The sequence below is a fragment of the Lysobacter sp. CCNWLW3 genome, assembly GCF_036697405.1.
Lineage (GTDB): Bacteria > Pseudomonadota > Gammaproteobacteria > Xanthomonadales > Xanthomonadaceae > Lysobacter.
Window position 1 is genome coordinate 536,623 of sequence record NZ_JBAHWA010000001.1, and the last position, 21,729, is coordinate 558,351.

Genomic DNA, 21,729 nt, shown 5'->3' on the forward strand with positions numbered 1-21,729 from the left:
GCTCGAACGAATCGTCAGCGCCGGTCCGCTGGATCCGGTCGCCGCGCAAGCAGCTTGACCAGCAGAAATGCCGCCAGCAGCACCAGGACGAGACAGCCCAGGCCGAGCCCGGTGTGACGCGGGAACAGCGAGAGCGTGATCCATCCCAAATACGCCAGCGCCGGAACGAAGATCGATGCGGTAACCGCCTTCCAGGTCCAAGCGACTGGCAGGCGGAAACTCAAGCCGAGAAGCGCGCAAACGACGAGCAGGCCCGGGATCAGATAAAACAGAACCCCTATGACCGTAAAGTCCGACGCCCCCACCGGCAGCGAGGTGGCAGCCAGTGACAGCGCCAAAGCAGATCTGCGGATAGCCAGCATAAACGCTAACGCCTAGAGTTAAGCCGAGCCGCTACAGCGGCTCCGGTTTGGATGAATTCCTGGCCCTCGCTGACGTCAGCGTCGAGCCGCCTACGAGCCTGAAAAGAACACCTGCCACAGGATCAACAGCACGCCGCCCAGCACAAGGCCGCCTACGCCAATGGCTATGAGCGCCCCCTTGCGAAAAGCGCCGGACGATTCGCCTAGCAGGTCTTCGTCGGGGTCGTCCAGGGTCATGGCCAAGATGAAAAAAGGCGCAACGGCCAGCACCACGCCCCACTTGGGCGCGTCGAGCTTCACGGCCACCCAGGGCGGAATGGCCAGGATCAACAGCCAGACGTACTTGCGCATATCGGATCCACGACAACTTGGCGATAGTCCGGACTTTCCGCGTGAGATCTAACGCCTGAATCAAGCCGCTCTGCAAAGCGGTTTCGGCTTGAATGAACCTCATGCGTCAGTCCTGCCATCAGTGTAGTGATCGTGCGGTTGTGCCGCCGAAGTAAAAGACTGCTTGAACTGCGCCGTGGCATGGTTGGGCTTTGTGGGCCGGAAGGAGCCTTGCTGGATCGACCAATCCAAAACGGAAACGTCGACCGGGTACTGGGTAAGAGTGCCGCTGAGCGCATTCTGCCTTATCCAGGAATCGGCGAGATCGCGAGACGAAAACACGGCCGCCGGAAACTGCGCGCCATAGCCATTGAATATCCAGACATGGGTCATGTGACGTCTCGAATCTTAAGACAAGTACAACCGCGCACCGGTTTCGGCCGAGCTATTCCGCGCCCCGTCCCCAGAACGCGAGGGCCCGCTTCGCCCCTGCACGATCATAGCCATCGGCACTGTTGGCCATGCAAGCAAGAAATGCCGTCACCGCCCTCCTCTTGGGCAAATCGAGCAGGCTGTACTGGCCGATCGAGTATGACGGGTGATCCTTGCTTGGCGCGAGCCCGAAAACGACCGAAGCGCAAATGTCGCTCTCCAGGAACGAACCCTGCGCATGGCCTAACGAATACACCATGTAGGCGGGGAGATAGTAGCGAAACTCATCGGCCTGCATATGAGCCAACTGGCAGCCGCAGCGCTCGATCTCCAAGGCGGAAATGTCTTGCCACTTCGCATCGGTTCGCGTGGTGCCCGCCAAGCGCCACTCTTCGTCGGTGATGGTGCCGGACATCCCCTTCTGGTCGGTGAGAACCAATTGCTGAAGTGAAATCTCCGGCCGCGGCACGCCATCGAACGCGGACTCGATGATCTTGCGGGCTTCTTGCCCGGTGAAATCCATGCGGCCTCCAGAGCCTGCGTAAGCCGAACCGAAGCGGCGCCGGCTTGAATGAACTGCTGAAGCGTTCAACAGGGAAAGCCCCACAAGCAGTTGCGCACCGAATCCGAGTCGCCCGACGCGATGAGATCAATCGGCCGTGCGCCGCCGAGTGAAGGAACCTGCCGATGGAGCCAAGGAAGACTGTCGTCTCCCAGATGGTAGAAGGCAGCCCAGGCAATGTCAGGGTTGTCACCGCACTCTCGGACAAGCCGATCCTGGAACCGGCACTCTCCAAAGGCCTCCTTACAGAGGTCCGCAAACGTGGACCAGCCGGTCATGTCTATGCGCGCTCCGACACCTGAACCAAGTCGCGTCGCGAAGCAACGCCCCACTTGCAATGAACCCTTAGGCAGCAGCCGTGCCTGCCGGAACCCAAAGATCATCACCCTCAAGGTCATAGGTACGATGCTCGCACCCTCCGCCCATGCAGCGAACATAAGCAAGCATCCGCGTAACGCCATCGCTCTGCGCTACCAGCCAGTAGTAGTTGCACCCGTCGCTCGAGAATTCGGCATCCGGCCAAATTTCGATGTCGGGGTGAGTTACACGGAGGCGTGAGAAAACCTCCGTCGCTTCGATCAAAGAGATGTCGGACATGCTCTCTCCTGCGGCCCAACGCCCGAACCGGGTTGATCCACGACGCTGCTTCGGCTCTTAAGCCACTCACGCATGAAGCGCAAGCGCGAGAACCGGAGTCCGCCCCATCTCCATGCGCCGCCAGTTGACGAAGGCCGCGCCCTCGACCAAGGCGGAGAACAGCGCAGGACAGCGAACCTTGAAGGCTTGCGCGTGCTCGATGACCAGCGGCAGCACCTGCCCAGGGCCGACGTGCACTATGGTCATGCCCGAGTCTGGATCGTCCAGGTCAGAAAGACAGTCGATCCAAGCGTTCATGTTTCGGCCGTAAAAGGACGGAAAGCCGAACGCCGCAGCAAATACGGAGTGGAACGATTCGGCGTCTACGATGCTGTTGCTGTCAATTCTGATCATGTCTCCAGGCCAAAAATTTCTTGAATTGTCCAAGTTCGACGACCCACTGGGCGAACCATCGAGTTCAAGCCGAGTCGAAAAACAACTTCGGCCTGTCAGGAGCTATGAGGCGTTGAGTTCGGAAAGCTCAACTGCGTAAGAGATGATTGATGCCGTAATCGTCGCCCCAGTAGTTCAGTGTGCTCGCGAACTGATGGCAGACGTTGTGAGCCACGGACTTCAGTGGTTTTAGCGACGGCACTGCCAAAGCCTCCCAAACGCTTGAACTAAATCGAGCCGTGAAGCGGACTCTGCTTCCATGAGCTTCTAGTTCCGCACCGTGCCGCATGAAGCGCAGAAACTGGCCCTCGGTGTCCGCAACGGTTTGCCGCAAGAAACGCAAGGCGGCCCATAGAGGCTGACGTAATGGTGCCAAATGGCATTGACATTGATCTCGCTGAATCCGGTCAACTCACGATACTTGTCCAGCGCGGCCCGGCCGAACACCCGGTCTTTAGCCTCGGCGAGAGAGAGCCCGTGCTCGTGCCGGTATCGCTGTAGCTCGGAAATGCTGTCCCGCAACAATGGCGCGACCATGCCCCACTCGTCGTCCTCCAGCATGGGAATAACCATGTTGCAACGCCAGCAGAAGAGGTCACGTGCCATGGGCCAACACCTGAAGCCGAGCCGCGAGCGATCTTGGCTCTTACTAGACCGTAGCCTTTAGCGCCCGTAGGCACAGCCCTGCCCACTGAGCAAAGCCTCCTGCACAAAGACTTAAGAACAACCAGCCAGACGAAAAAATCCGCAAATAGACCACCCGGCCGAGGTCCATGCCGCGAGGATAGTAGTTGATCGCGCCAACGAACACCGCAAGGAACCAAACGAAAGAAATGACCACAGCCAGCCAGTAGGCACGAGGGAATGAAACCCTTGGAAAAGCAAAGTCACGGCGCCCAAGGACGCTGAAACCGCATTTGGCTAGCTGGAAAAGAACGCAGAGCAACACGGCCATGACAACTAGGTGCATGGGGAACAACGTCCACGTAGCGTGTTGCGCAAGCGGGTGCCATGCATAGACGCCAATGGCAAAACTCATCAACGCTACGAGCAAGCATAGACGAGCAAGCGGCAACAACGTTTTGACGAACTGATTCATGCAATTGCCGCCTGGACTATGTCAAACCACGAAGCTGCGCCAGTTTGACCGAACTGTTAGCGCCCATCACTCGAAGCACGCCACGAACTGGATAGCGGATACATAAGGAGAACTATCCAGGGCCGCTTTGTAATCCGGCAATTCCAGCACAGCAGTGCTAAACCTATCAAAGAACTCCCGGGCTTCCGGCATGGGCAAGTTGTAACCGTCTAGCCGAATCAGCACGTTCGCGCCGGCGGAATCCGGATAGCGCTCAGCCAACTCGCCCTCGATCGCAGCGTCAATGCATGCATACAGGCGGTCCTGCAGCCTTCGAAGACTGGAACGCACATCATCCCAAGGGCCTTCCTCCACGAGGACCATCTGCCATGGGTCCTTTGTTATGAAATCTACAACAAGGTCGGACATGGGCGCTAATGCCTGAACTAAGCCAATCCGCGAAGCGGCTCAGATGGAATGAATTGCTAGACCGCCCCCGACGACAGCTGAGCCCAGGCCTGACGAACCCCGGTCAGATGGACAAGACCAATGGTGAGGCAAATCGCGGAGCTCCACCACCAGAATGCCGAACCCGAACTGGCCGCAATGGGAAAGCCCGCTAGGCCACGCAGCATGTAAATGCCGGTGATGATGCACAAGGCGGTGCGAACGAGAGGCAGCCTGGGAACGACACCCGCACCGGAGAGGGCATAGACCGACCAGGCGGCCAGTACCAGCACGATGCCCGAAGTGATGAGAGTGGGACGCCAGCTGCCGGCCGCCGCCAGTTGAGCCATCCGTTCGCCGGCGCCGAAGAAGCGATACCAGGAAGCGCCAAAAACGATGCAACCGACGTGCAAGAGGGCCGCCACCGCGCTCAAAGCCGCGCCGAGGATTAGGAATGGGTTGTTCATATCGTCTTTCCTGAGCGACCTGGCGCCCGAATTAAGCCGAGCCGCGAGCGGCTGCGGTTTGAAAGAATGGTTAGGGCCGGCGTCAGGCGATCAATCGTCGGCATCGCCGCCCCAGTCGCCCAAAGACCTGCCGCGAGTCCGGCCTGCCACCGGAACTCCGACCACGTCGGCTAAGTCAGCCAGGGCGTCGTCTTCCAACGTGCGGTCCAGCCCACGATAGCTCCGCCACGCACGAATGAGCGAAACGACAGCACCGACTATCGGCACAAGCCAGATAAAGGCTAGCCAGCCCGCCCGCTGCCAGTTCCCCAAAAACGGGCTGAGCACTGTTTCCAGGGTTGCGGCGACGTTTAGCAGCGCTGCAAAAGCGATCAGTATTTCCAGCCAGGTTTGCAACGATGTCATATCGGCCCCTAACAGCTAAACCCGGTCGAGCCGTGAAGCGGTGGCTCGACTTGAATGAATTGAAAGCGTCACTCGGGATCCCTTTCAAAAGTCGCAACATCCGACGGCAGCTGCACCCACGAGTGTCTGCGGCAGTTGTAAGTCGAAACCTGAGGCAGCGGGAAACCGGGGTCGGCGAAGGCGCCCACAGCAACGCCAACACCATCAACTTCACCCTCCTCTGTGTGGAAGAGGTTCGTTCCACAGAACGGGCAAAACCTGTAGCGAAACTTCGCCCCCTGCTCGCCCGTGCGAACGAACTCGGTAGCTGAGCCTACTACCTTGTAAGGGGCAGCAAAACTGGCAAGGGTTGCGAAGACGCTTCCAGTTCTCTGCTGGCATGCAAGGCAGTGACAAATACCTACATCTAAAGGCTCACCTTGAAGCTCGATGCTTAGCTGACCGCAAGTGCAGGAAGCTGTGCGTACAGACATTCGCGACCTCGCTGAAATGAAGGGACGCCTAACGCAAGAACCAAGCCGCCCCGCAAAGCGGGTTCGACTCGAATGATCTGTTAAGCCGCACCCAAGGCCTCCGGGGGCAACCGTACGGCAGATGCAAACATCGCATGCAACTCATCCAAACGGCGCGCTGGAGCAACCCAAGGCTCCAACTTGAACGTCGAGGCGATCCTCTCCAGCAGCATCCGTTCGCCTTGACTGGCATCCGGATCGAAGCGGGCGAGCACAAGCTCCTGGAGCGTGGCATGCCTGTCATACACAAGCTGTTCCAGTCCGAAGTAGCCGAACCGGCAGCCCAATGCCAGGAACTCTCTGAGATCGGCGGCGACGATCGTGTTCGGGGTGTCGCACATGGGCACGGTCATTACGACGGGAGACGAATCGGTGAACTCACCGTCCGTCGACAAGAGGCCGTAATGAACACCGTCGCCACCTGTCGTAGCGAAGGTGAGGGAGTTGAGAGGAGTGCACCAGTAACTGTAGTTTCGGGGCGGAGCAAGCAGGATAAGACCAACCGGTGCAAAGGCGTCGTTCCAGTCCGAGCCGGCATCGGTCGGATCGCCGCCCGCGAGACTCCAGAGCTCTTGCAACGTTGAACTACTGATGACACCCATGTGCGACCTAGCACCTGAAGTAGGACAACCCGCGAAGCGGGCTCGGCTTGAATGAGTTGTCAGGCGCGTGCAAATTCACTGCATGGCCCTCTTGGATAGATGCTGGATGTAGTAAGACGACTCTGCAGGCGGCAACCGAGGTTTCATGCCAGTGGGTTCGCCGCAACCCAAGGAACAATTGCCTCAAACTCGAGCTGCACCAGCGGCATCCCCTGGAATGGCTCCGGCACCTGCGACAGGCGCGTGGTGAACCCAATGCTCGTCATGCCGGGAAACGGCTCTGCATCCAGATGATGGGTTGTCTCGCTGGTCTGCCGCCAAGCATCCGCGCCGCCATCAAGGTGGCCAACAAAATGAAACCAGCCTTGCGTTGGCATGGCTTCACCGCTAGTGCCGCAATGGCAAAGCTCTGCCGGCTTGCCGGGATCAATCGCAAGCTGGTGAAGCAAATGCAGGAAAGGTGGCGAAAACGCCCCTTCGCCGGCGGCGCGGAAGTTGGCGCAGTCCCTACACTCGCAAGCCATGACTGAGGCGCGCGCGTAGAGCTGCCTCGTCAGCTCCGGATCGAAGCGGATGCTCCATCGACCGATTTGGCAGGAACTTTCCATTGCCGCCTAACACCTGGATTAAGCCGAGCCGCGAAGCGGCTTCCGCTTGAACTGATCGTCAAACACCGCGCCGCCTAGTTCGCAACGAGAGCGCCAGGCAACAAAACCCAAGCGTAAGGAGCAGTAGCCCGGGGTACATGGCACTTATCAGCAGCGATCTGAGCGGAGTCAGATCGGGACCATGGCCCCCATGTGTGATCAAGAAGTACCCGAGTGCATGCAAACCGGAACCGACCGCGATCAGCATTCCGGCCAGTCTGTAGCCACGCACTGCAATCAGCAACCCGCTGATTGCGATCAGCACGCTGAAGACTTCGATAAGGAAGCCCAGTGATTGGAAGATGCGCGTGATGGTTTCCATAGCTGCCAAGGCCTGAACTAAGCCGTGCCGCGAAGCGGCGTCGGCCTGAATGAATTGTTAGGCGGCAACCGGCAGGACGGCATAGCCTCCCATCGATCTGCCCGCTCAGCCACTTGCTCCGGGATGCCGCGAGAGCAAACATGGAAGCAGCCCCCGGCAATGCCCTCGGCGCATCCACTGCGACCGCAAGAAAGCACACATGCATCCTTCGGCTCGCAACGAGTTGCAGCAGCCTTCAGATATGCCGCCTCCTCCGCGTCTCGGGCCGGAATGCCTTGAGTAGTGCAGTGCCGCGACCAAGGCATTTGTTCGGGAGTAGATTCCGCGCCGTCAGAGCCGCCAAACTTTTCAGGCGTGGAAATCAGCTGAATCGGTGAGACGTTCTCCGGCCCGTCTTGGGCCATGAGCTCGGCACAGAACGTGCCCACTGCGAGAACTGTGAGCAAAGCGAAAACAATCTTCATGACCCCCAACGTCCGAGTTGAGCCGAGCCGCGAGGCGGGTTCGGCTTGATTGAATTGTTAGGCGCTATGCGATGCGCCCGTAGTTGGAGCTTATCCAATACCCCAAAATGCATCTTTGAAAGCGGCCCAGAGAGTCCTAAGCGACTTGCCGGATCCAACCCTCAAAGCAACACGCACAGTTTGCACAAGAACCGCCACCCCGATTAGCAAGAAGACGACGAGCCCAATCGAATCACGAAAGATGACAGAGCCAATCAAAAAGGCGACAAAAAGCGAGAGAAGAACCGCTAGTTGCTTAGCTTGCCCGCTCATGCCTTGTCTCCTGTTTGCCCTAACGCCTGAACCAAGCCATGCCGGAAGCGGGTTCGACTAAATGAGTTTTGGCGCTGCCCGACTCACCGTACAGCTTTCCTGGATAGATGCCGAATGTAGCGAGACGATTCCGCGGCAGGTATCAGGCGAAAGTGCTTGTATGGCTCACGTCCATTACCGTACAGGAGATAAGCGTTCTCATCCGGCAGGCGAACTTCGTAGTTGCATGGCGACGCGGGAAAAGTACGACGAGTGGCGAACCTATCTCCAGATTTCCATGCCCCTTTCCAGCTGAGAAGCACCTCCCATAAAACAGTCTCGCGAAAGCTCTCAGCGTAACGAAGGTCAGCCGCTTGCCTGGGCAGGAACGAAACAGCTACCGGTCGCGCCAATACGACAACCTCACTACGCTCGAACTCGTGATCGGGAGGAAATAGAACTATCGAGCATGCCGCAGCCGGCGCAGAAGCTGTCAGCAAAAGCAGCAAGACGATTATGCGCTTCATGCTGCACCTAATGCCTGAGTCAAGCCGAGCCGCGAAGCAGGTTCGGTTTGAGCGAATGGTTAGGCCCCAACTCATCCTGCAACCAAGCTGCAAGCAATCTCGGCTCTCGTCGATTCACATTGCACATACTGGCCGCCCCACTACATGCGGAAAGGAAGAGTTGACCGGACGAGCCAATTACCGGCAGGCCGATCTGCTCTCGAAGGGCGACACTCTCATTTGCCAGTGAGTAGAGTAGCTCGCTCCGCTCGCTGATTTGATGAGGTCGAATGTATTCCGGATGAAATGCGGAGCTGAAGAAGAGCATGTCACCGCGCTGTGTAGTGTGCGGCAGCGCGTCAAATAGCTGCTCAAGAAGCCCGGCCTCGATCGCCGGGGGCCACCGTCTGAACCAAGTCGAGCCGCGAAGCGACTTCGGCTTGAATGATCTGTTAGGCCGCATCACCGCCTCTCGAAAGTTCTGCAGTAGCGATGAACCTTGCCCTGCCGGTCTGTAAAGGGCGGGTAGATTGCGAGACACCTATCCAAAGCCGCCTTACGGTGCTCAGCGGAGAGCAACTCTGGATTCTCGTAGCTCATTTCTCGCAACAGGCTCATGTAACCCATTGATATTAACCCCGCATCAGGAGTCTTGGCGCGACTGAGTAGAAGTTCAGCCATAGGCAGTGATCGGGTTGTTATGAAGTGATCGCTGAACCCAATACTTGATGGATGTGAAGTGGCCATGTTGCAGGCAGCAAGATCCAACAGCTTCTCGTCACTCAAACGACTCAGCATCGGGGCCAACTCTTTGTCGCTGCGGCCCCAGGTATTAAATTGCCCGTTACACAGCGGCTCTGCCCAACGCGGCGGAGCGCAGCCTGCGCTCAGAACTGAGAGCAAAAAAGCTGGCAGGAGATTACGCATGCGGCCTAACCTGACCAACCGACCCGCGAAACGAGTTCTACTTGGATGAATTGCGAGGCGGCGCGTTGAACTTCCGATCGCCTGATGCGAAGAGCAGCAAGCGCTCAATCCAGGAATGTCCAAGTGTCCGCCCCATCGAAACGCCTAACGACGACCGACTCCAAGAGCGCTGGCTCAAAATTCCGCAGGTTCACTCCGTGACGAGCGGAGGGCGCGGATTCAACCGGCTCCCAATGGGTGAAGATACCGCAGGCCCTGCACCGAAAGTTCCTCAGGGTTCGATCGCCATAGATATAGCTTTCCGTATTCTCGGGATGGCCTTGAATAGAGACCGAGCCAAGTTCGTAGTAGGCCCATATCCCTCCTGTGCGCCGACATAGCGAACAGTTGCAACTCGTCGCCGTTTCAGGGACTGCCGGCAGCGTGAGGCGCACTAAGCCGCAGTGGCAGGAGCCGTGCAGCGATGGCGGATGCTCTTCCTGGCTCATCTGAGTATGCCGCTGGTTGTTGTATCGCCCGCCTACGATTAAACCCCAAGTGGGGCGCGCAGTCACTCTGCCAGTTTGAACATCACCGGCACGGAGTCGAGCACGCGGCAGGTAACGCTTGGCGCCTTTATGACCGCGCCGTCAGCCTTGACTTTTTCATAGACCATGAAGCCCTCCCCGAGGCCTAACCTCTGAACCGACCTGAGCAGCGAAGCGCCTTTGGCTTGAATGAACCGTTAGGCCGCAAGCTGCGATGTGGAGTTACCGCAGCCACTCGACCCCTCGGAACCGTCCAAGTGATGTGCGAAGAATAAACTTGGCGTACTGGCGCCTACCACTATCGGCGGTCTTGTAAATGACGGAAAAATGGGCTTTTGCGTGACCAATGCCGATAAACGTGCATCCATTCCCTCGGCAATACTCCAAACCCACTCGCCTGAGATGATGGCGGACCATGAAATAGTCATAGGTTGGGTAGACAACTATGACGACGAAGGCGAGCGCCAAAACAAGCCCTGGGCTCCGTAGGTCAAGCAGATACTCAAGCGAATCCATCATTGCGGCCCAACGCCTGAATTAAGCCGAGCCGCGAAGCGGCTTCGGCTTGAATGAATTGTTATGCCTCACCACATGAGACTAACGGCGGCGGATCTTCCAAGTCGTGGCTGGCGGGGTATGCGGCGTCATGCAGAACGAGCGCTAAAGCCCGTCGTACGTCAGGCCCAACGACCAGCCCACGATGAATTTCGCCGGTGGGTAAGACATAAGATTGTTGCTTGGCGCCAAGATGCTTTCCGAACTTCGGAGTCTCTAAGCACTGCTCGCCAGAAACAATGTAGAACACTTCCGGACCAGAATGAGTGTGTACGGGAGTAGCGGTTCCAGGTCGCAGCAAGGATGACCCTACCCGCATTGAATAGCGGTCAGCGGCGGGGAGCGAAAGAGGGCCTATCCAGGTGACGTGTTGGCCACCATGATGATCTTCAGCTTGAGCCTCGACAGTCATGAGCCACACAGAGTTGTGTGCCTCCGCTGCAACACCGTCAGGGCCGGCCGCTTTCTTTGCGACCTCCAGAGATTCGAAGCGATCGATGTGCCAATACACAGACTTAGTCGGTGGCCCAGCTAAGAGCCTGCTTGCGAGAATCGTGCAGCCTTCTTCGCCGCGTCGCTCTGGAGAATTTTCGAGGCATTTTACAGGCGGCCGCACTTTTGCATCAGCGATCGTAGTCGCTCCGACCTCGGCATCTTTTGTGCGTACGACTGAAGGGCTGGTGCAGCCAGTTATAGCGACAGCCGCCGTCAATGCAATAGAAAATGCACGCATACGACCTCCTTTCCAGTGGGGCATAACGCCTGAATTAAGCCGCGCCGCGAAGCGGCTTCGACTTGAATGAATTGTTAGACGGCACGCCTGGAATGCCCTGAATGAAGAATTGGCGACAGTTCGAGTCCGCGCCATCCATGAGCTTGAACGAGATCATAAAACTTTCGCGACGCTATGGTGTAGTGCCAAGCGCCAAAGCCGCTGCCAAACCATGTTGTCGTTAAGGATAAATCCGGCGTATCCAACAAGGCTTGCTCCGGAATTACAATCGATGTGGGTGGGTGGTACTTCACTGTTCCGCAGAACGGACTGTTTAGCGGAGCACTATAGCTGTCGGCTTCCTCGTTGAAAGGTTTGCAGGTCACAGTAGGCAACTCCGAAGTGTCGACACCTTCGGTCACGCCGGTTATTACTAATTGGCGTAGGTGCTCCAGCGGTAGTCCGGACTGATGACCCAGTGCGTCGCAAAAATCTATCCCGGTAATTCTATTTTGACGCAGGACTGACTCCACTTCCGGAGTTACAAACCAAGCATCAAATACCCAATTGAGCTGGCGGAAATGAGAGTGGCTTGCGCGGTTCGATTTTCGGAACCTAAATGAAGCTGCCTGAGATTCATATACGCCGCAGCAGTCGCAGTGTCCATTGTATGTTTGGTTGGCCCAGGAGTTCTCTGGCTGAGGGTAGCCATGATGCCCCTTTGCTCCCATATCAAACCACTGGATATTTGACATGCCGTCTAACGCCTGAACTAAGCCGAGCCGCGAAGCGGCTTTGGCTTGAATGAATTGTTAGACGATGACCAAGGACTCATCGGCTGGAATGTAATCGTAGCCTGATTGCCAAGGGAACCTGTGCTCTCTGTCAGGAAGGAACATGACTACTGCTCCGAACGGCCTATCTTGGTAGTACCGCAGGGCGGTTCCTAGGTATTCGCCGAAGCAGGCTGGACGGACGGGCCGAAAGACCACTTTGTAGCCACCCTTAAGGACATTTGGGTCTTCAACGCCATGGAGAATGGTGTGGCCGTCCTGAAGCATCTCGGCGCAGGCATTGAGCAGGGCATGTGCCTTGTCCCTCTCAACTCCGAAGATCATGACCTCAGGAGCTCCATAGGTCTCGGCAAAACCGATGGAGTAAGTGAACTTGTCTTGGCCTTGCTCGGTAGGGAATACATGCAGGCAATGCCAACCGTAATCTCGGATGTTGTTCGAGATTTCCTGGTTCTGAGCGGCGAGATCTCGACCCATCGTCTAACGCCTGAATTAAGCCGAGCCGCGAAGCGGCTTCGGCTTGAATGAATTGTTAGGCGCCACCGCACAAGGCCTTGTCTTCTGAGAACGGCTTGTAGTCACACCACATTCCTTCGAGCGAGCTGAATTCTCTGTAGCGACCGTAGGCCCAACGGTAGGTTACAACCAAGACCTCTTTCCCGCTGCTCCCCCAGAGGGGAGTGAACGTCTGAAAGTCGTACCAGCCAGCCTTGCTATGGCGTAGGCGACGGATTGGATGGTGCGACTGATCAATGACGTCTGAGATTTGGAGCCATTGCCCATGGTTTTGGGCGAAGAGGACAAATTCTCCGCTGCGCGCGCCACCCCCAACGCAGATGAGTAGCTGTTTCGTGCCATCCCCGCGCAGATCAACAGCATCCTCGGGTAGGTAGGCCCAAGGCCAACCGTTAGTGGTCTCTGAAAGCTCCTGATGCCAGGCCCTCACGCTTTCAACCGAGTAGGGCGACGTCGGGTTCTCGATATCGTCGGCCGCCGGTGCGTAGACGGGGAGTGCTAGAAGGACCAACAGGATTCGAAGAGAACGCGATATGTCCATGGCGCCTAACGCCTGAATTGAGCCGAGCCGCGAAGCGGCTTCGGCTTGAATGAATTGTTAGGTGCGCGGCCGATCACGCAAGCCCTGCACCGGTGAAGAACATCAGTGCCCCGACAAAAAGAAAGAATACCGACCAGCAGAGCGTCAGAACAGGGCTAGCCCTAGTTGGAAAGCGGGAGGATAGCCAGGCGAGGCCTTGAAGTAGCAGGGAGCTATCGGGCCAGCGGTAGGCAAGGAAAAGCGCGATGCCCCAAGCAAATACGTTTAGCCCTAAAAGAGCGTTGCCGGCCGATGCTCTCCACTCGTTCTCTGGGGTGCCGCCGGCCGCGATATATGCGATGAAGAGGGTTACAAGCGCGATGGCTAGAACCCCATCAAGGAGCGTCAGTTTCTTTGTCTCCGCTGCATTACTGCCCATGCGCGCACCTAACGCCTGAATTGAGCCGAGCCGCGAAGCGGCTTCGGCTTGAATGAATTGTTAGGCCCCGCGCGACCCATCACAGGATGAGCACGAGTACGAGCCCGACCACCAGAGCCAACGCTATCACCTGCATGAGCCAGGCGCCTTTGGATTGCCGCTGAAAGAGCCGGCCGGCCGCGAAGGACGCAAGCGCGACAGGCGCCAGAAATATGCCGGAGAAAGCCCCAAGCATGCCGCCATGGGAGTCGCCGACCGGAGAATGTAGTGGCATTGAGATGAGGTAGAGACTCCAAGCGCCGATGACGGCAGCCACTAGGAAGTTTGCATAAGCGATAAGGGTGCGGGCTTGAGAGGTCATGGCTCTTACGGGGCCTAACGCCTGAATTAAGCCGAGCCGCGAAGCGGCTTCGGCTTGAATGAATTGTTAGGGCGCGTGCTAGATAGCCGGCGCCTCATCTCGATACAGGTAAGCATGGATCTCACAGATTATTACCTTGAACCGCGCCACCTCGGCTTGGATCTGAGCGAGGTCCCGGACGACATTCTTGGGCTTTTTGCCCGCATCAAACAGGGATGTATCAATGCTCATGAGTTTTTTGGCGGTGGGTGAGTAGCGTCCGCCCTCAAAAGTGAGGCTGTAGCGGCCGTGGGCGTAGCGATTGCGAATGTCAGTGGCTTCCCGAAGCAAGGCCACGAAATGCCTCGCAATGCGTACCGAAGGATCACTTGCATCGCGGCGCTTAGCTAAAGACTCCAATAGCTCTATGCGAGCGCGAAAGTTCATGAAGCTGCCGGAAAAGATAAAAGCGTCTGACTCAGGCGCGCCGGTAAGCTTGCTGATGAGTAGATGGACGTATGACTCCAGCATGGCAAAGCAACTAATCAGGATGCCAATTTGAGCGGCAAACTCCGGAAAGTGTTCAAGCGCGACGTTATAGGTCTCTGCCTCTTGCTCTGCCATGGTCTTGACGTGCTTCTTGGTCACGGATAGCGCCCTAACTACGATTAGACCCCAAAGTGAGGTGTAGTGCGGATTATGAGGACGGCCTGGGAGGCTGGTCAATCAGATTTTTCCTACACAGCACAAGGGGTTAGGGCGATTTCGCACGTTGATCGAGCAATGCAGCATCACGGGTGTTAACCGGCACGGAGGCCGTCTAATGCTCACTGCAGAAGATGTCGCGGTCATAAGCAATCCAGGATCGGTTTCGCCAAGGCCCAGGCTGCTCGATGAAGTTCGGCGCAGATTGCGGGTTAAGCACTACAGTTTGCGAACGGAACAAGCCTATGTGTATTGGATTCGCCGGTATATCCAGATCAATGGCCGCCGACACCCACGCGAATTAGGCGGTAAGGAAATTGAGTACTTCCTGAGCGATCTGGCCCAGCGGCATCGGGTCGCGCCTAGCACCCAGAATCAGGCCTTGGCCGCCCTGCTGTTTTTGTACCGGGAGGTGCTGGCCCTGGATCTGCCATGGATGGAGAACATAATCCGTGCCAAACGGGCGCCGCGTTTGCCTGTGGTGTTGTCGCGCGCCGAAACCATGGCCTTGTTGCGCGCAATGTCGGGTCGTGAAGCCCTGATGGCCGGCCTGCTTTATGGCAGCGGGTTGCGGCTGATGGAATGCTTGCGATTGAGGATGAAGGATGTGGACCTTGCCCGCCACGAGATCACCGTGCGCGACGGCAAGGGCGGCAAGGGCCGCAAGACGATGCTGCCGGAGCGGTTACGTCAGGCGCTACAGGCGCAGATCGACTGCGCGCGAGCACAGCACGCCCTGGATCTGGAAGCCGGCTTCGGGGCGGCATCCCTTCCTTTACGCACTAGCCCGCAAATACCGCAACGCGGAGAAGGAACCTGGTTGGCAATATGTGTTCCCTGCTGCTCGCCGGGCAATGGATCCTGCAGACGGACGCGAGAAGCGCCACCACTTGGACGAAGGCGTGCTGCAACGGGCGGTACGTGCCGCCGCGCGGGCGGCCGGCATCATCAAGCCCGTCAGCCCGCACACCCTTAGGCATTGTTTCGCCACTCATCTGCTGGAAGGCGGCGCCGACATCCGCACGGTGCAGGAGCTCCTAGGCCACAAGGACGTGACCACCACGCAGATTTATACGCACGTTCTCAACCGCGGCACAGTCGGCGTGGGGAGTCCTTTGGACTGCTAGCGTTACGCACGGGCAAACGGCAGCTTCAGTTGCCCAGCCTGTGTGCAAACCTCAGCTTGCGGTAAGGCTCCTCAGGAGCTTGCGCGGAGCCCAGCGGCGCGAGCAGAGAACCGGCAAAGCACTTCCCTCGACTGCGGCGCACACCAACAAAAAACCCGGCCGAAGCCGGGTTTTTCGCGAGCGCCCAGCGCCCGAAACCTGCGATCCGATCAGGCCGCGACGGTGTCCGCCACGGTCTTGTAGTCCTCGATCTGGTCGAAGTTCATGTAGCGGTAGATCTGGTCGCCGCTGGCCTTGAGCACGCCGACGTCCGCCATGTACTCCTCGCGGGTCGGGATGCGGCCCAGACGCGAGCAGATCGCCGCCAGTTCGGCCGAGCCCAGGTAGACGTTGGTGTTGCGGCCCAGGCGGTTGGGGAAGTTGCGGGTGCTGGTGGAGAACACCGTGGCGCCCTCGCGCGCCTGCGCCTGGTTGCCCATGCACAGCGAGCAGCCCGGCATTTCCATGCGCGCGCCGGCGGTGCCGAAGGTGCCGTAGTGGCCTTCCTTGGTGAGCTCGGAGGCGTCCATCTTGGTCGGCGGCGCGACCCACAGACGGGTCGGGATGTCGCGCTTGCCTTCCAGCAGCTTGGCGGCGGCGCGGAAGTGGCCGATGTTGGTCATGCACGAACCGATGAAGACCTCGTCGATGACCGCGCCGGACACGTCCGACAGGGTCTTCACATCGTCCGGGTCGTTCGGGCAGGCCACGATCGGCTCGACGATCTGGCTGAGGTCGATATCGATGACCGCGGCGTACTCGGCGTCGGCGTCGCCTTCCAGCAGCTGCGGGTTGGCCAGCCAGCCTTCCATCGCCTTGATCCGGCGCTGCAGCGAGCGCGAGTCGGCGTAGCCTTCGGCGATCATCCACTTGAGCAGGGTGATGTTGCTGGTCAGGTACTCGATGATCGGTTCCTTATCCAGCTTCACCGTGCAGCCGGCGGCCGAGCGCTCGGCCGAGGCGTCGGACAGTTCGAAGGCCTGTTCGACCTTGAGCTGCGGCAGGCCTTCGATCTCCAGGATGCGGCCGGAGAAGATGTTCTTCTTGCCCTGCTTGGCCACGGTCAGCAGGCCCTGCTGGATCGCGGCCAGCGGGATCGCGTTGACCAGGTCGCGCAGGGTCACGCCGGGCTGCATTTCGCCCTTGAAGCGCACCAGCACCGACTCGGGCATGTCCAGCGGCATCACGCCTGTGGCCGCGGCGAACGCGACCAGGCCGGAGCCGGCCGGGAACGAGATGCCGACCGGGAACCGGGTGTGCGAGTCGCCGCCGGTGCCGACGGTGTCGGGCATCAGCATGCGGTTGAGCCAGGAGTGGATCACGCCGTCGCCCGGACGCAGGGCGATGCCGCCGCGGTTGCTGATGAAGGCCGGCAGGTCGTGGTGGGTCTTGACGTCGACCGGCTTCGGGTAGGCCGCGGTGTGGCAGAACGACTGCATCACCAGGTCGGCCGAGAAGCCCAGGCAGGCCAGGTCCTTGAGTTCGTCGCGGGTCATCGGGCCGGTGGTGTCCTGCGAGCCCACCGAGGTCATCTTCGGCTCGCAGTAGGTGCCCGGGCGGATGCCCGGCTGCACGCCGTCGACTTCCGGCAGGCCGCAGGCGCGGCCGACCATCTTCTGCGCCAGCGAGTAGCCCTTGCCGGTGTCGGCCGGGTTCTGCGGCAGACGGAACAGGGTCGAGGTCGGCAGGCCCAGGGCCTCGCGCGCCTTGGCGGTCAGGCCGCGGCCGACGATCAGCGGGATGCGGCCGCCGGCGCGGACTTCGTCCAGCAGCACTTCGGACTTGAGCGCGAACTCGGCGATCACCTCGCCGTTCTTGAGCGCCTTGCCCTCGTAGGGGCGCAGCTCGACCACGTCGCCCATGTCCATTTGCGACACGTCGAGTTCGATCGGCAGCGCGCCGGCGTCTTCCATGGTGTTGTAGAAGATCGGCGCGATCTTGGACCCCAGGCACACGCCGCCGAAGCGCTTGTTCGGAATGAAGGGGATGTCCTCGCCGGTGAACCACAGCACCGAATTGGTCGCCGACTTGCGGCTGGAGCCGGTGCCGACCACGTCGCCGACGTAGGCGACCAGGTGGCCCTGGTCCTTCAGCGACTCGATGAAGGCGACCGGGCCGCGCTTGCCGTCTTCCTCGGGCTCGATGCCCTCGCGCTTGTTCTTCAGCATCGCCAGCGCGTGCAGCGGGATGTCCGGGCGCGTGGTCGCGTCGGGCGCCGGCGACAGGTCGTCGGTGTTGGTCTCGCCGGTCACCTTGAACACGGTGACGGTCAGGCTTTCCGGCACTTCCGGCTTGCTGGTGAACCATTCGGCGTCGGCCCAGCTCTGCAGCACGGCGCGGGCGTTGGCGTTGCCCTGCTCGGCCTTTTCCTGGACGTCGTGGAAGGCGTCGAACATCAGCAGGGTGTGCTTGAGCGCGTTGGCGGCCACGCCGCCGACCTGGGCGTCGTCCAGCAGCTCGATCAGCGGATGGATGTTGTAGCCGCCCAGCATGGTGCCCAGCAGCTCGGTGGCGCGCTCGCGGCCGATCAGCGCATTGCGCTCGGTGCCGAACGCGACCGCGGCCAGGTAGGAGGCCTTGACCTTGGCCGCGTCGTCGACGCCGGCCGGGACGCGGTGGGTGATCAGGTCGAGCAGGAACTCTCCCTCGCCCGCCGGCGGATTCTTCAGCAGTTCGATGACCTCAGCGGTCTGCTGAGCGGTCAGGGGCAGCGGCGGAATGCCCAGCGCGGCGCGCTCGGCAACGTGTTGGCGGTAGCTGGAGAGCATGGAGAGTCCCGTAGATGGAGCTGGTGTGCACCGCGCCGGCGCCGCATCGGCCATGGCAATGGGATGCGTCGCGGGCTGGCGGGGTTCGGAGCTTGCCCGTTAGGAGCGGGTCTTGCGTGGGCGGCCCCTCAACCGCGTATTTTGCCTGGAATGGCGTTTGGCGGCAACGCGTCGGGGCCTTGCCAGCCATATCCGGCAAGGCTTTGCGCGGTTTTTGCGGAACGCTGTGGCGCGCCTGCGACCATTGTCTGCACGCTACCTGAATCCGATAGGGTGATAATCGCGACGAACGCACGCCACCCTGCCCGCACACACGGGCACGCCAGCCGCACACCAGGAGCCCCACCCCCATGCCCGACTCCTTCTCGACCCGCCGCCAGCTCTCCGTCAACGGCCGCGACTACACCTATTTCAGCCTGCCGGCCCTGGGCGAGCGCTACGACATCGCCCGCCTGCCCTATTCGATGAAGATCCTGCTGGAGAACCTGCTGCGCCACGAGGATGGCGGCATGACCGTGGGCCCGGAGCACATCGAGGCGGTCGCGCAATGGGACGCGACCCGCGAGCCGGACACCGAGATCGCCTTCATGCCCGCGCGCGTGGTCCTGCAGGACTTCACCGGCGTGCCCTGCGTGGTCGACCTGGCGGCGATGCGCGACGCGGTCGGCCGCCTGGGCGGCAAGCCCTCGCAGATCAACCCGCTGATCCCCTCCGAGCTGGTCATCGACCACTCGGTCCAGGTCGACGTCTACGGCAGCCCCGAGGCGCTGGACCTCAACGGCAAGATCGAATTCCAGCGCAACCAGGAGCGCTACAGCTTCCTGCGCTGGGGACAGAAATCCTTCGAGAACTTCAAGGTGGTGCCGCCCAACACCGGCATCGTCCACCAGGTCAACCTGGAAAACCTGGCGCGCGTGGTCATGGGCCGCGAGGTCCAGACCCATGACGGCATGAGCGAACTGCAGGCCTTCCCGGACACCGTGTTCGGCACCGACAGCCACACCACCATGATCAACGGCATCGGCGTGCTGGGCTGGGGCGTGGGCGGCATCGAGGCCGAGGCCGCGATGCTGGGCCAGCCTTCCTCGATGCTGATTCCGCAGGTGGTCGGCTTCAAGCTGACGGGCAAGCTGCCCGAGGGCGCCACCGCCACCGACCTGGTCCTGACCGTGACCCAGATGCTGCGCAAGCACGGGGTGGTCGGCAAGTTCGTCGAGTTCTACGGCGACGGCCTGCAGCACCTGCCGCTGGCCGACCGCGCCACCATCGCCAATATGGCGCCGGAATACGGCGCCACCTGCGGCATCTTCCCGATCGACGCCGAGGCACTGACCTACCTGCGCCTGTCCGGCCGCGACGAGGCCCAGATCGCCCTGGTCGAGGCCTACGCCAAGGCCCAGGGCCTGTGGCACGAGCCCGGCCAGGCCCACGCGACCTACTCGGCCACGCTGGAACTGGAGCTGGGCGAGGTCAAACCCTCGCTGGCCGGTCCCAAGCGCCCGCAGGACCGGGTCCTGCTGGAGAACGTGCACAGCAACTTCCAGGAAAACCTGGTCCCGCTGGTGGCCAACCGCAAGCCGCGCGGGGTCGGCTGCGCCATCGAAGAGCTCAAGGCCGAGGGCGGCGCGCAGCCGCAGGCCGAGCATCTGGCCGCCAAGCCGGTGTCCAAGATCCGGATCAAGGACCAGGACGCCGAGCTGTCCGACGGCTCGGTGGTGATCGCCGCGATCACCTCCTGCACCAACACCTCCAACCCGGCGGTGATGCTGGGCGCCGGCCTGCTGGCGCGCAACGCCGCACGGCTCGGCCTGAAGGCCAAGCCCTGGGTCAAGACCTCGCTGGGCCCGGGCTCGCTGGTGGTCACCGACTACCTCAAGAAGGCCGGTGTGCTGGCCGACCTGGAGCAACTGGGCTTCTACGTGGTCGGCTACGGCTGCACCACCTGCATCGGCAACTCCGGCCCGCTGCCGGACGAAGTCTCCAAGGGCATCGCCGAGAACGAGCTGGTGGTGGCCTCGGTGCTGTCGGGCAACCGCAATTTCGAGGGCCGCGTGCATCCGGAAGTGAAGGCCAACTACCTGGCCTCGCCGCCGCTGGTGGTGGCCTACGCGATCGCCGGCACGGTCAACATCGACCTGACCCGGGAACCCATCGGCAAGGGCAGCGACGGCCAGGACGTCTACCTGCGCGACATCTGGCCCAGCAACAAGGAAATCGGCGACACCATCGCCGCCACCGTCGGCCCGGAGCTGTTCGCGCAGAACTACGCCGACGTGTTCAAGGGCGACTCGCGCTGGAACCAGATCGCCTCGCCCGACGGCGAATCCTTCCGGTGGGACGAGGCCTCGACCTACATCAAGAACCCGCCCTACTTCGACGGCATGACCATGCAGGTCGGCCACATCGCCGATGTGACCGGCGCGCGCGTGATGGGCCTGTTCGGCGATTCCATCACCACCGACCACATCTCGCCGGCCGGCAACATCAAGAAGGATTCGCCCGCCGGCCGCTTCCTGCAGGAACGCGGCGTGCAGCCGGTCGATTTCAACAGCTACGGCAGCCGCCGCGGCAACGACGACGTGATGGTGCGCGGCACCTTCGCCAACATCCGCATCAAGAACCTGATGTTCGGCGGCGAGGAAGGCGGCAACACCTTGTACTTCGGCAAGGACGGCGGCGCCGGCGAGAAGCTGGCTATTTACGACGCGGCGATGAAGTACAAGGCCGACGGCGTGCCGCTGGTGGTGTTCGCCGGCAAGGAATACGGCACCGGCTCCTCGCGCGACTGGGCGGCCAAGGGCACCAACCTGCTGGGCGTCAAGGCGGTGATCGCCGAGAGCTTCGAGCGCATCCACCGCTCCAACCTGGTCGGCATGGGCGTGCTGCCGCTGCAGTTCAAGGACGGCGAGAACGCCCAGACCCACGGCCTGGACGGTTCGGAAGTGGTCGACGTGACCGGTCTGCAGGACGGCGCCGCCAAGACCGCCACCCTGACCGCGACCAAGCCCGACGGCCGCCGCGTCCAGTTCGAGGTCAAGGTGCTGCTGCTGACGCCTAAGGAAGTCGAGTACTTCCGTCATGGCGGCATCCTGCATTACGTGCTGCGGCAGCTGGCGGCGCGCAAGGCGGCGTAAGCGGCTTCGTGGGGGCGGAAGCCCCGCCCGCCGCAGCGCGGCGGGCGTTCGGTCGGGCTGCGCGGCCATGCCGCGCAAGCAGCCCGCCCTCACCCGTCATGGCGGCATCCTGCATTACGTGCTGCGGCAGCTGGCGGCGCGCAAGGCGGCGTAAGCGGCTTCGTGGGGGC

Annotated in this window: 25 protein-coding genes and 1 pseudogene; 2 read left to right on the forward strand and 24 right to left on the reverse strand. The window is 60.6% G+C overall.

The window, feature by feature from the left end; all coding sequences use genetic code 11:
• Positions 1-14 precede the first annotated feature (14 nt).
• From V1318_RS02430 to V1318_RS02540, 23 genes are all read right to left on the reverse strand, one after another.
• On the reverse strand, positions 15-362 hold the full coding sequence (locus V1318_RS02430) for a hypothetical protein (RefSeq protein WP_332937406.1): 348 nt from the start codon (positions 360-362) through the stop codon (positions 15-17).
• Between the two features lie 90 nt (positions 363-452).
• Positions 453-713 carry a hypothetical protein gene (locus V1318_RS02435; protein ID WP_332937407.1) on the reverse strand — a complete coding sequence of 87 codons (261 nt, stop codon included), beginning with the start codon at positions 711-713 and terminating at the stop codon, positions 453-455.
• Positions 714-812: 99 nt separating this feature from the next.
• Complete coding sequence (locus V1318_RS02440; RefSeq protein ID WP_332937408.1) at positions 813-1,085, reverse strand: hypothetical protein; 273 nt, start codon at positions 1,083-1,085, stop codon at positions 813-815.
• A gap of 52 nt (positions 1,086-1,137) precedes the next feature.
• On the reverse strand, positions 1,138-1,647 hold the full coding sequence (locus V1318_RS02445; RefSeq protein ID WP_332937409.1) for a DUF6714 family protein: 510 nt from the start codon (positions 1,645-1,647) through the stop codon (positions 1,138-1,140).
• A gap of 384 nt (positions 1,648-2,031) precedes the next feature.
• The gene (locus V1318_RS02450; protein WP_332937410.1) at positions 2,032-2,283 is read right to left on the reverse strand and encodes a hypothetical protein; all 252 of its coding nucleotides are present in this window, start codon (positions 2,281-2,283) and stop codon (positions 2,032-2,034) included.
• 66 nt (positions 2,284-2,349) lie between these two features.
• Positions 2,350-2,676: a barstar family protein gene (locus V1318_RS02455; RefSeq protein ID WP_332937411.1), complete on the reverse strand. Its 327-nt coding sequence runs from the start codon at positions 2,674-2,676 to the stop codon at positions 2,350-2,352.
• Positions 2,677-2,982: 306 nt separating this feature from the next.
• The gene (locus V1318_RS02460; RefSeq protein WP_332937412.1) at positions 2,983-3,321 is read right to left on the reverse strand and encodes a hypothetical protein; all 339 of its coding nucleotides are present in this window, start codon (positions 3,319-3,321) and stop codon (positions 2,983-2,985) included.
• A gap of 43 nt (positions 3,322-3,364) precedes the next feature.
• The gene (locus V1318_RS02465; protein ID WP_332937413.1) at positions 3,365-3,814 is read right to left on the reverse strand and encodes a hypothetical protein; all 450 of its coding nucleotides are present in this window, start codon (positions 3,812-3,814) and stop codon (positions 3,365-3,367) included.
• Positions 3,815-3,880: 66 nt separating this feature from the next.
• Positions 3,881-4,222, reverse strand: coding sequence for a DUF6572 domain-containing protein (locus V1318_RS02470; RefSeq protein WP_332937414.1), 342 nt, complete (start codon positions 4,220-4,222; stop codon positions 3,881-3,883).
• Positions 4,223-4,278: 56 nt separating this feature from the next.
• On the reverse strand, positions 4,279-4,707 hold the full coding sequence (locus V1318_RS02475) for a hypothetical protein (protein WP_332937415.1): 429 nt from the start codon (positions 4,705-4,707) through the stop codon (positions 4,279-4,281).
• Between the two features lie 90 nt (positions 4,708-4,797).
• Complete coding sequence (locus V1318_RS02480; protein WP_332937416.1) at positions 4,798-5,103, reverse strand: hypothetical protein; 306 nt, start codon at positions 5,101-5,103, stop codon at positions 4,798-4,800.
• Between the two features lie 77 nt (positions 5,104-5,180).
• The gene (locus V1318_RS02485) at positions 5,181-5,585 is read right to left on the reverse strand and encodes a GFA family protein (RefSeq protein ID WP_332937417.1); all 405 of its coding nucleotides are present in this window, start codon (positions 5,583-5,585) and stop codon (positions 5,181-5,183) included.
• A gap of 80 nt (positions 5,586-5,665) precedes the next feature.
• Entirely contained in the window at positions 5,666-6,226 is a 561-nt protein-coding gene (locus tag V1318_RS02490; protein WP_332937418.1) for a hypothetical protein, read from the reverse strand.
• A 143-nt stretch (positions 6,227-6,369) separates the two neighbouring features.
• Positions 6,370-6,834: a hypothetical protein gene (locus tag V1318_RS02495; RefSeq protein ID WP_332937419.1), complete on the reverse strand. Its 465-nt coding sequence runs from the start codon at positions 6,832-6,834 to the stop codon at positions 6,370-6,372.
• Between the two features lie 58 nt (positions 6,835-6,892).
• Positions 6,893-7,195 carry a hypothetical protein gene (locus tag V1318_RS02500; RefSeq protein WP_332937421.1) on the reverse strand — a complete coding sequence of 101 codons (303 nt, stop codon included), beginning with the start codon at positions 7,193-7,195 and terminating at the stop codon, positions 6,893-6,895.
• Between the two features lie 554 nt (positions 7,196-7,749).
• Positions 7,750-7,971 carry a hypothetical protein gene (locus V1318_RS02505; protein WP_332937426.1) on the reverse strand — a complete coding sequence of 74 codons (222 nt, stop codon included), beginning with the start codon at positions 7,969-7,971 and terminating at the stop codon, positions 7,750-7,752.
• Positions 7,972-8,918: 947 nt separating this feature from the next.
• On the reverse strand, positions 8,919-9,383 hold the full coding sequence (locus V1318_RS02510; protein ID WP_332937427.1) for a hypothetical protein: 465 nt from the start codon (positions 9,381-9,383) through the stop codon (positions 8,919-8,921).
• A 1,889-nt stretch (positions 9,384-11,272) separates the two neighbouring features.
• Positions 11,273-11,932: a hypothetical protein gene (locus V1318_RS02515; RefSeq protein ID WP_332937429.1), complete on the reverse strand. Its 660-nt coding sequence runs from the start codon at positions 11,930-11,932 to the stop codon at positions 11,273-11,275.
• Positions 11,933-11,989: 57 nt separating this feature from the next.
• Positions 11,990-12,448 carry a DUF4262 domain-containing protein gene (locus V1318_RS02520; protein WP_332937431.1) on the reverse strand — a complete coding sequence of 153 codons (459 nt, stop codon included), beginning with the start codon at positions 12,446-12,448 and terminating at the stop codon, positions 11,990-11,992.
• A gap of 55 nt (positions 12,449-12,503) precedes the next feature.
• Positions 12,504-13,028 carry a hypothetical protein gene (locus V1318_RS02525; protein ID WP_332937433.1) on the reverse strand — a complete coding sequence of 175 codons (525 nt, stop codon included), beginning with the start codon at positions 13,026-13,028 and terminating at the stop codon, positions 12,504-12,506.
• A gap of 73 nt (positions 13,029-13,101) precedes the next feature.
• Positions 13,102-13,446 (reverse strand): hypothetical protein, encoded by a 345-nt coding sequence (locus tag V1318_RS02530; RefSeq protein WP_332937435.1) that lies wholly within the window; start codon positions 13,444-13,446, stop codon positions 13,102-13,104.
• A gap of 79 nt (positions 13,447-13,525) precedes the next feature.
• Positions 13,526-13,807 carry a hypothetical protein gene (locus tag V1318_RS02535; RefSeq protein ID WP_332937437.1) on the reverse strand — a complete coding sequence of 94 codons (282 nt, stop codon included), beginning with the start codon at positions 13,805-13,807 and terminating at the stop codon, positions 13,526-13,528.
• A 78-nt stretch (positions 13,808-13,885) separates the two neighbouring features.
• Positions 13,886-14,434 carry a hypothetical protein gene (locus V1318_RS02540; RefSeq protein ID WP_332937438.1) on the reverse strand — a complete coding sequence of 183 codons (549 nt, stop codon included), beginning with the start codon at positions 14,432-14,434 and terminating at the stop codon, positions 13,886-13,888.
• A gap of 175 nt (positions 14,435-14,609) precedes the next feature.
• On the opposite strand from V1318_RS02540, the pseudogene V1318_RS02545 reads away from it, so the two are divergent.
• Positions 14,610-15,618: pseudogene (locus V1318_RS02545) on the forward strand (integron integrase).
• Positions 15,619-15,827: 209 nt separating this feature from the next.
• Here the strand turns inward: V1318_RS02545 and acnB are convergent.
• Entirely contained in the window at positions 15,828-18,425 is a 2,598-nt protein-coding gene (acnB, locus tag V1318_RS02550) for a bifunctional aconitate hydratase 2/2-methylisocitrate dehydratase (protein WP_332937440.1), read from the reverse strand.
• A 350-nt stretch (positions 18,426-18,775) separates the two neighbouring features.
• Between acnB and acnA the strand changes: the two genes are divergently transcribed.
• Positions 18,776-21,559, forward strand: a complete 2,784-nt coding sequence (gene acnA, locus V1318_RS02555) for an aconitate hydratase AcnA (RefSeq protein ID WP_332937442.1) — start codon at positions 18,776-18,778, stop codon at positions 21,557-21,559.
• The last annotated feature ends 170 nt before the right edge of the window (positions 21,560-21,729 follow it).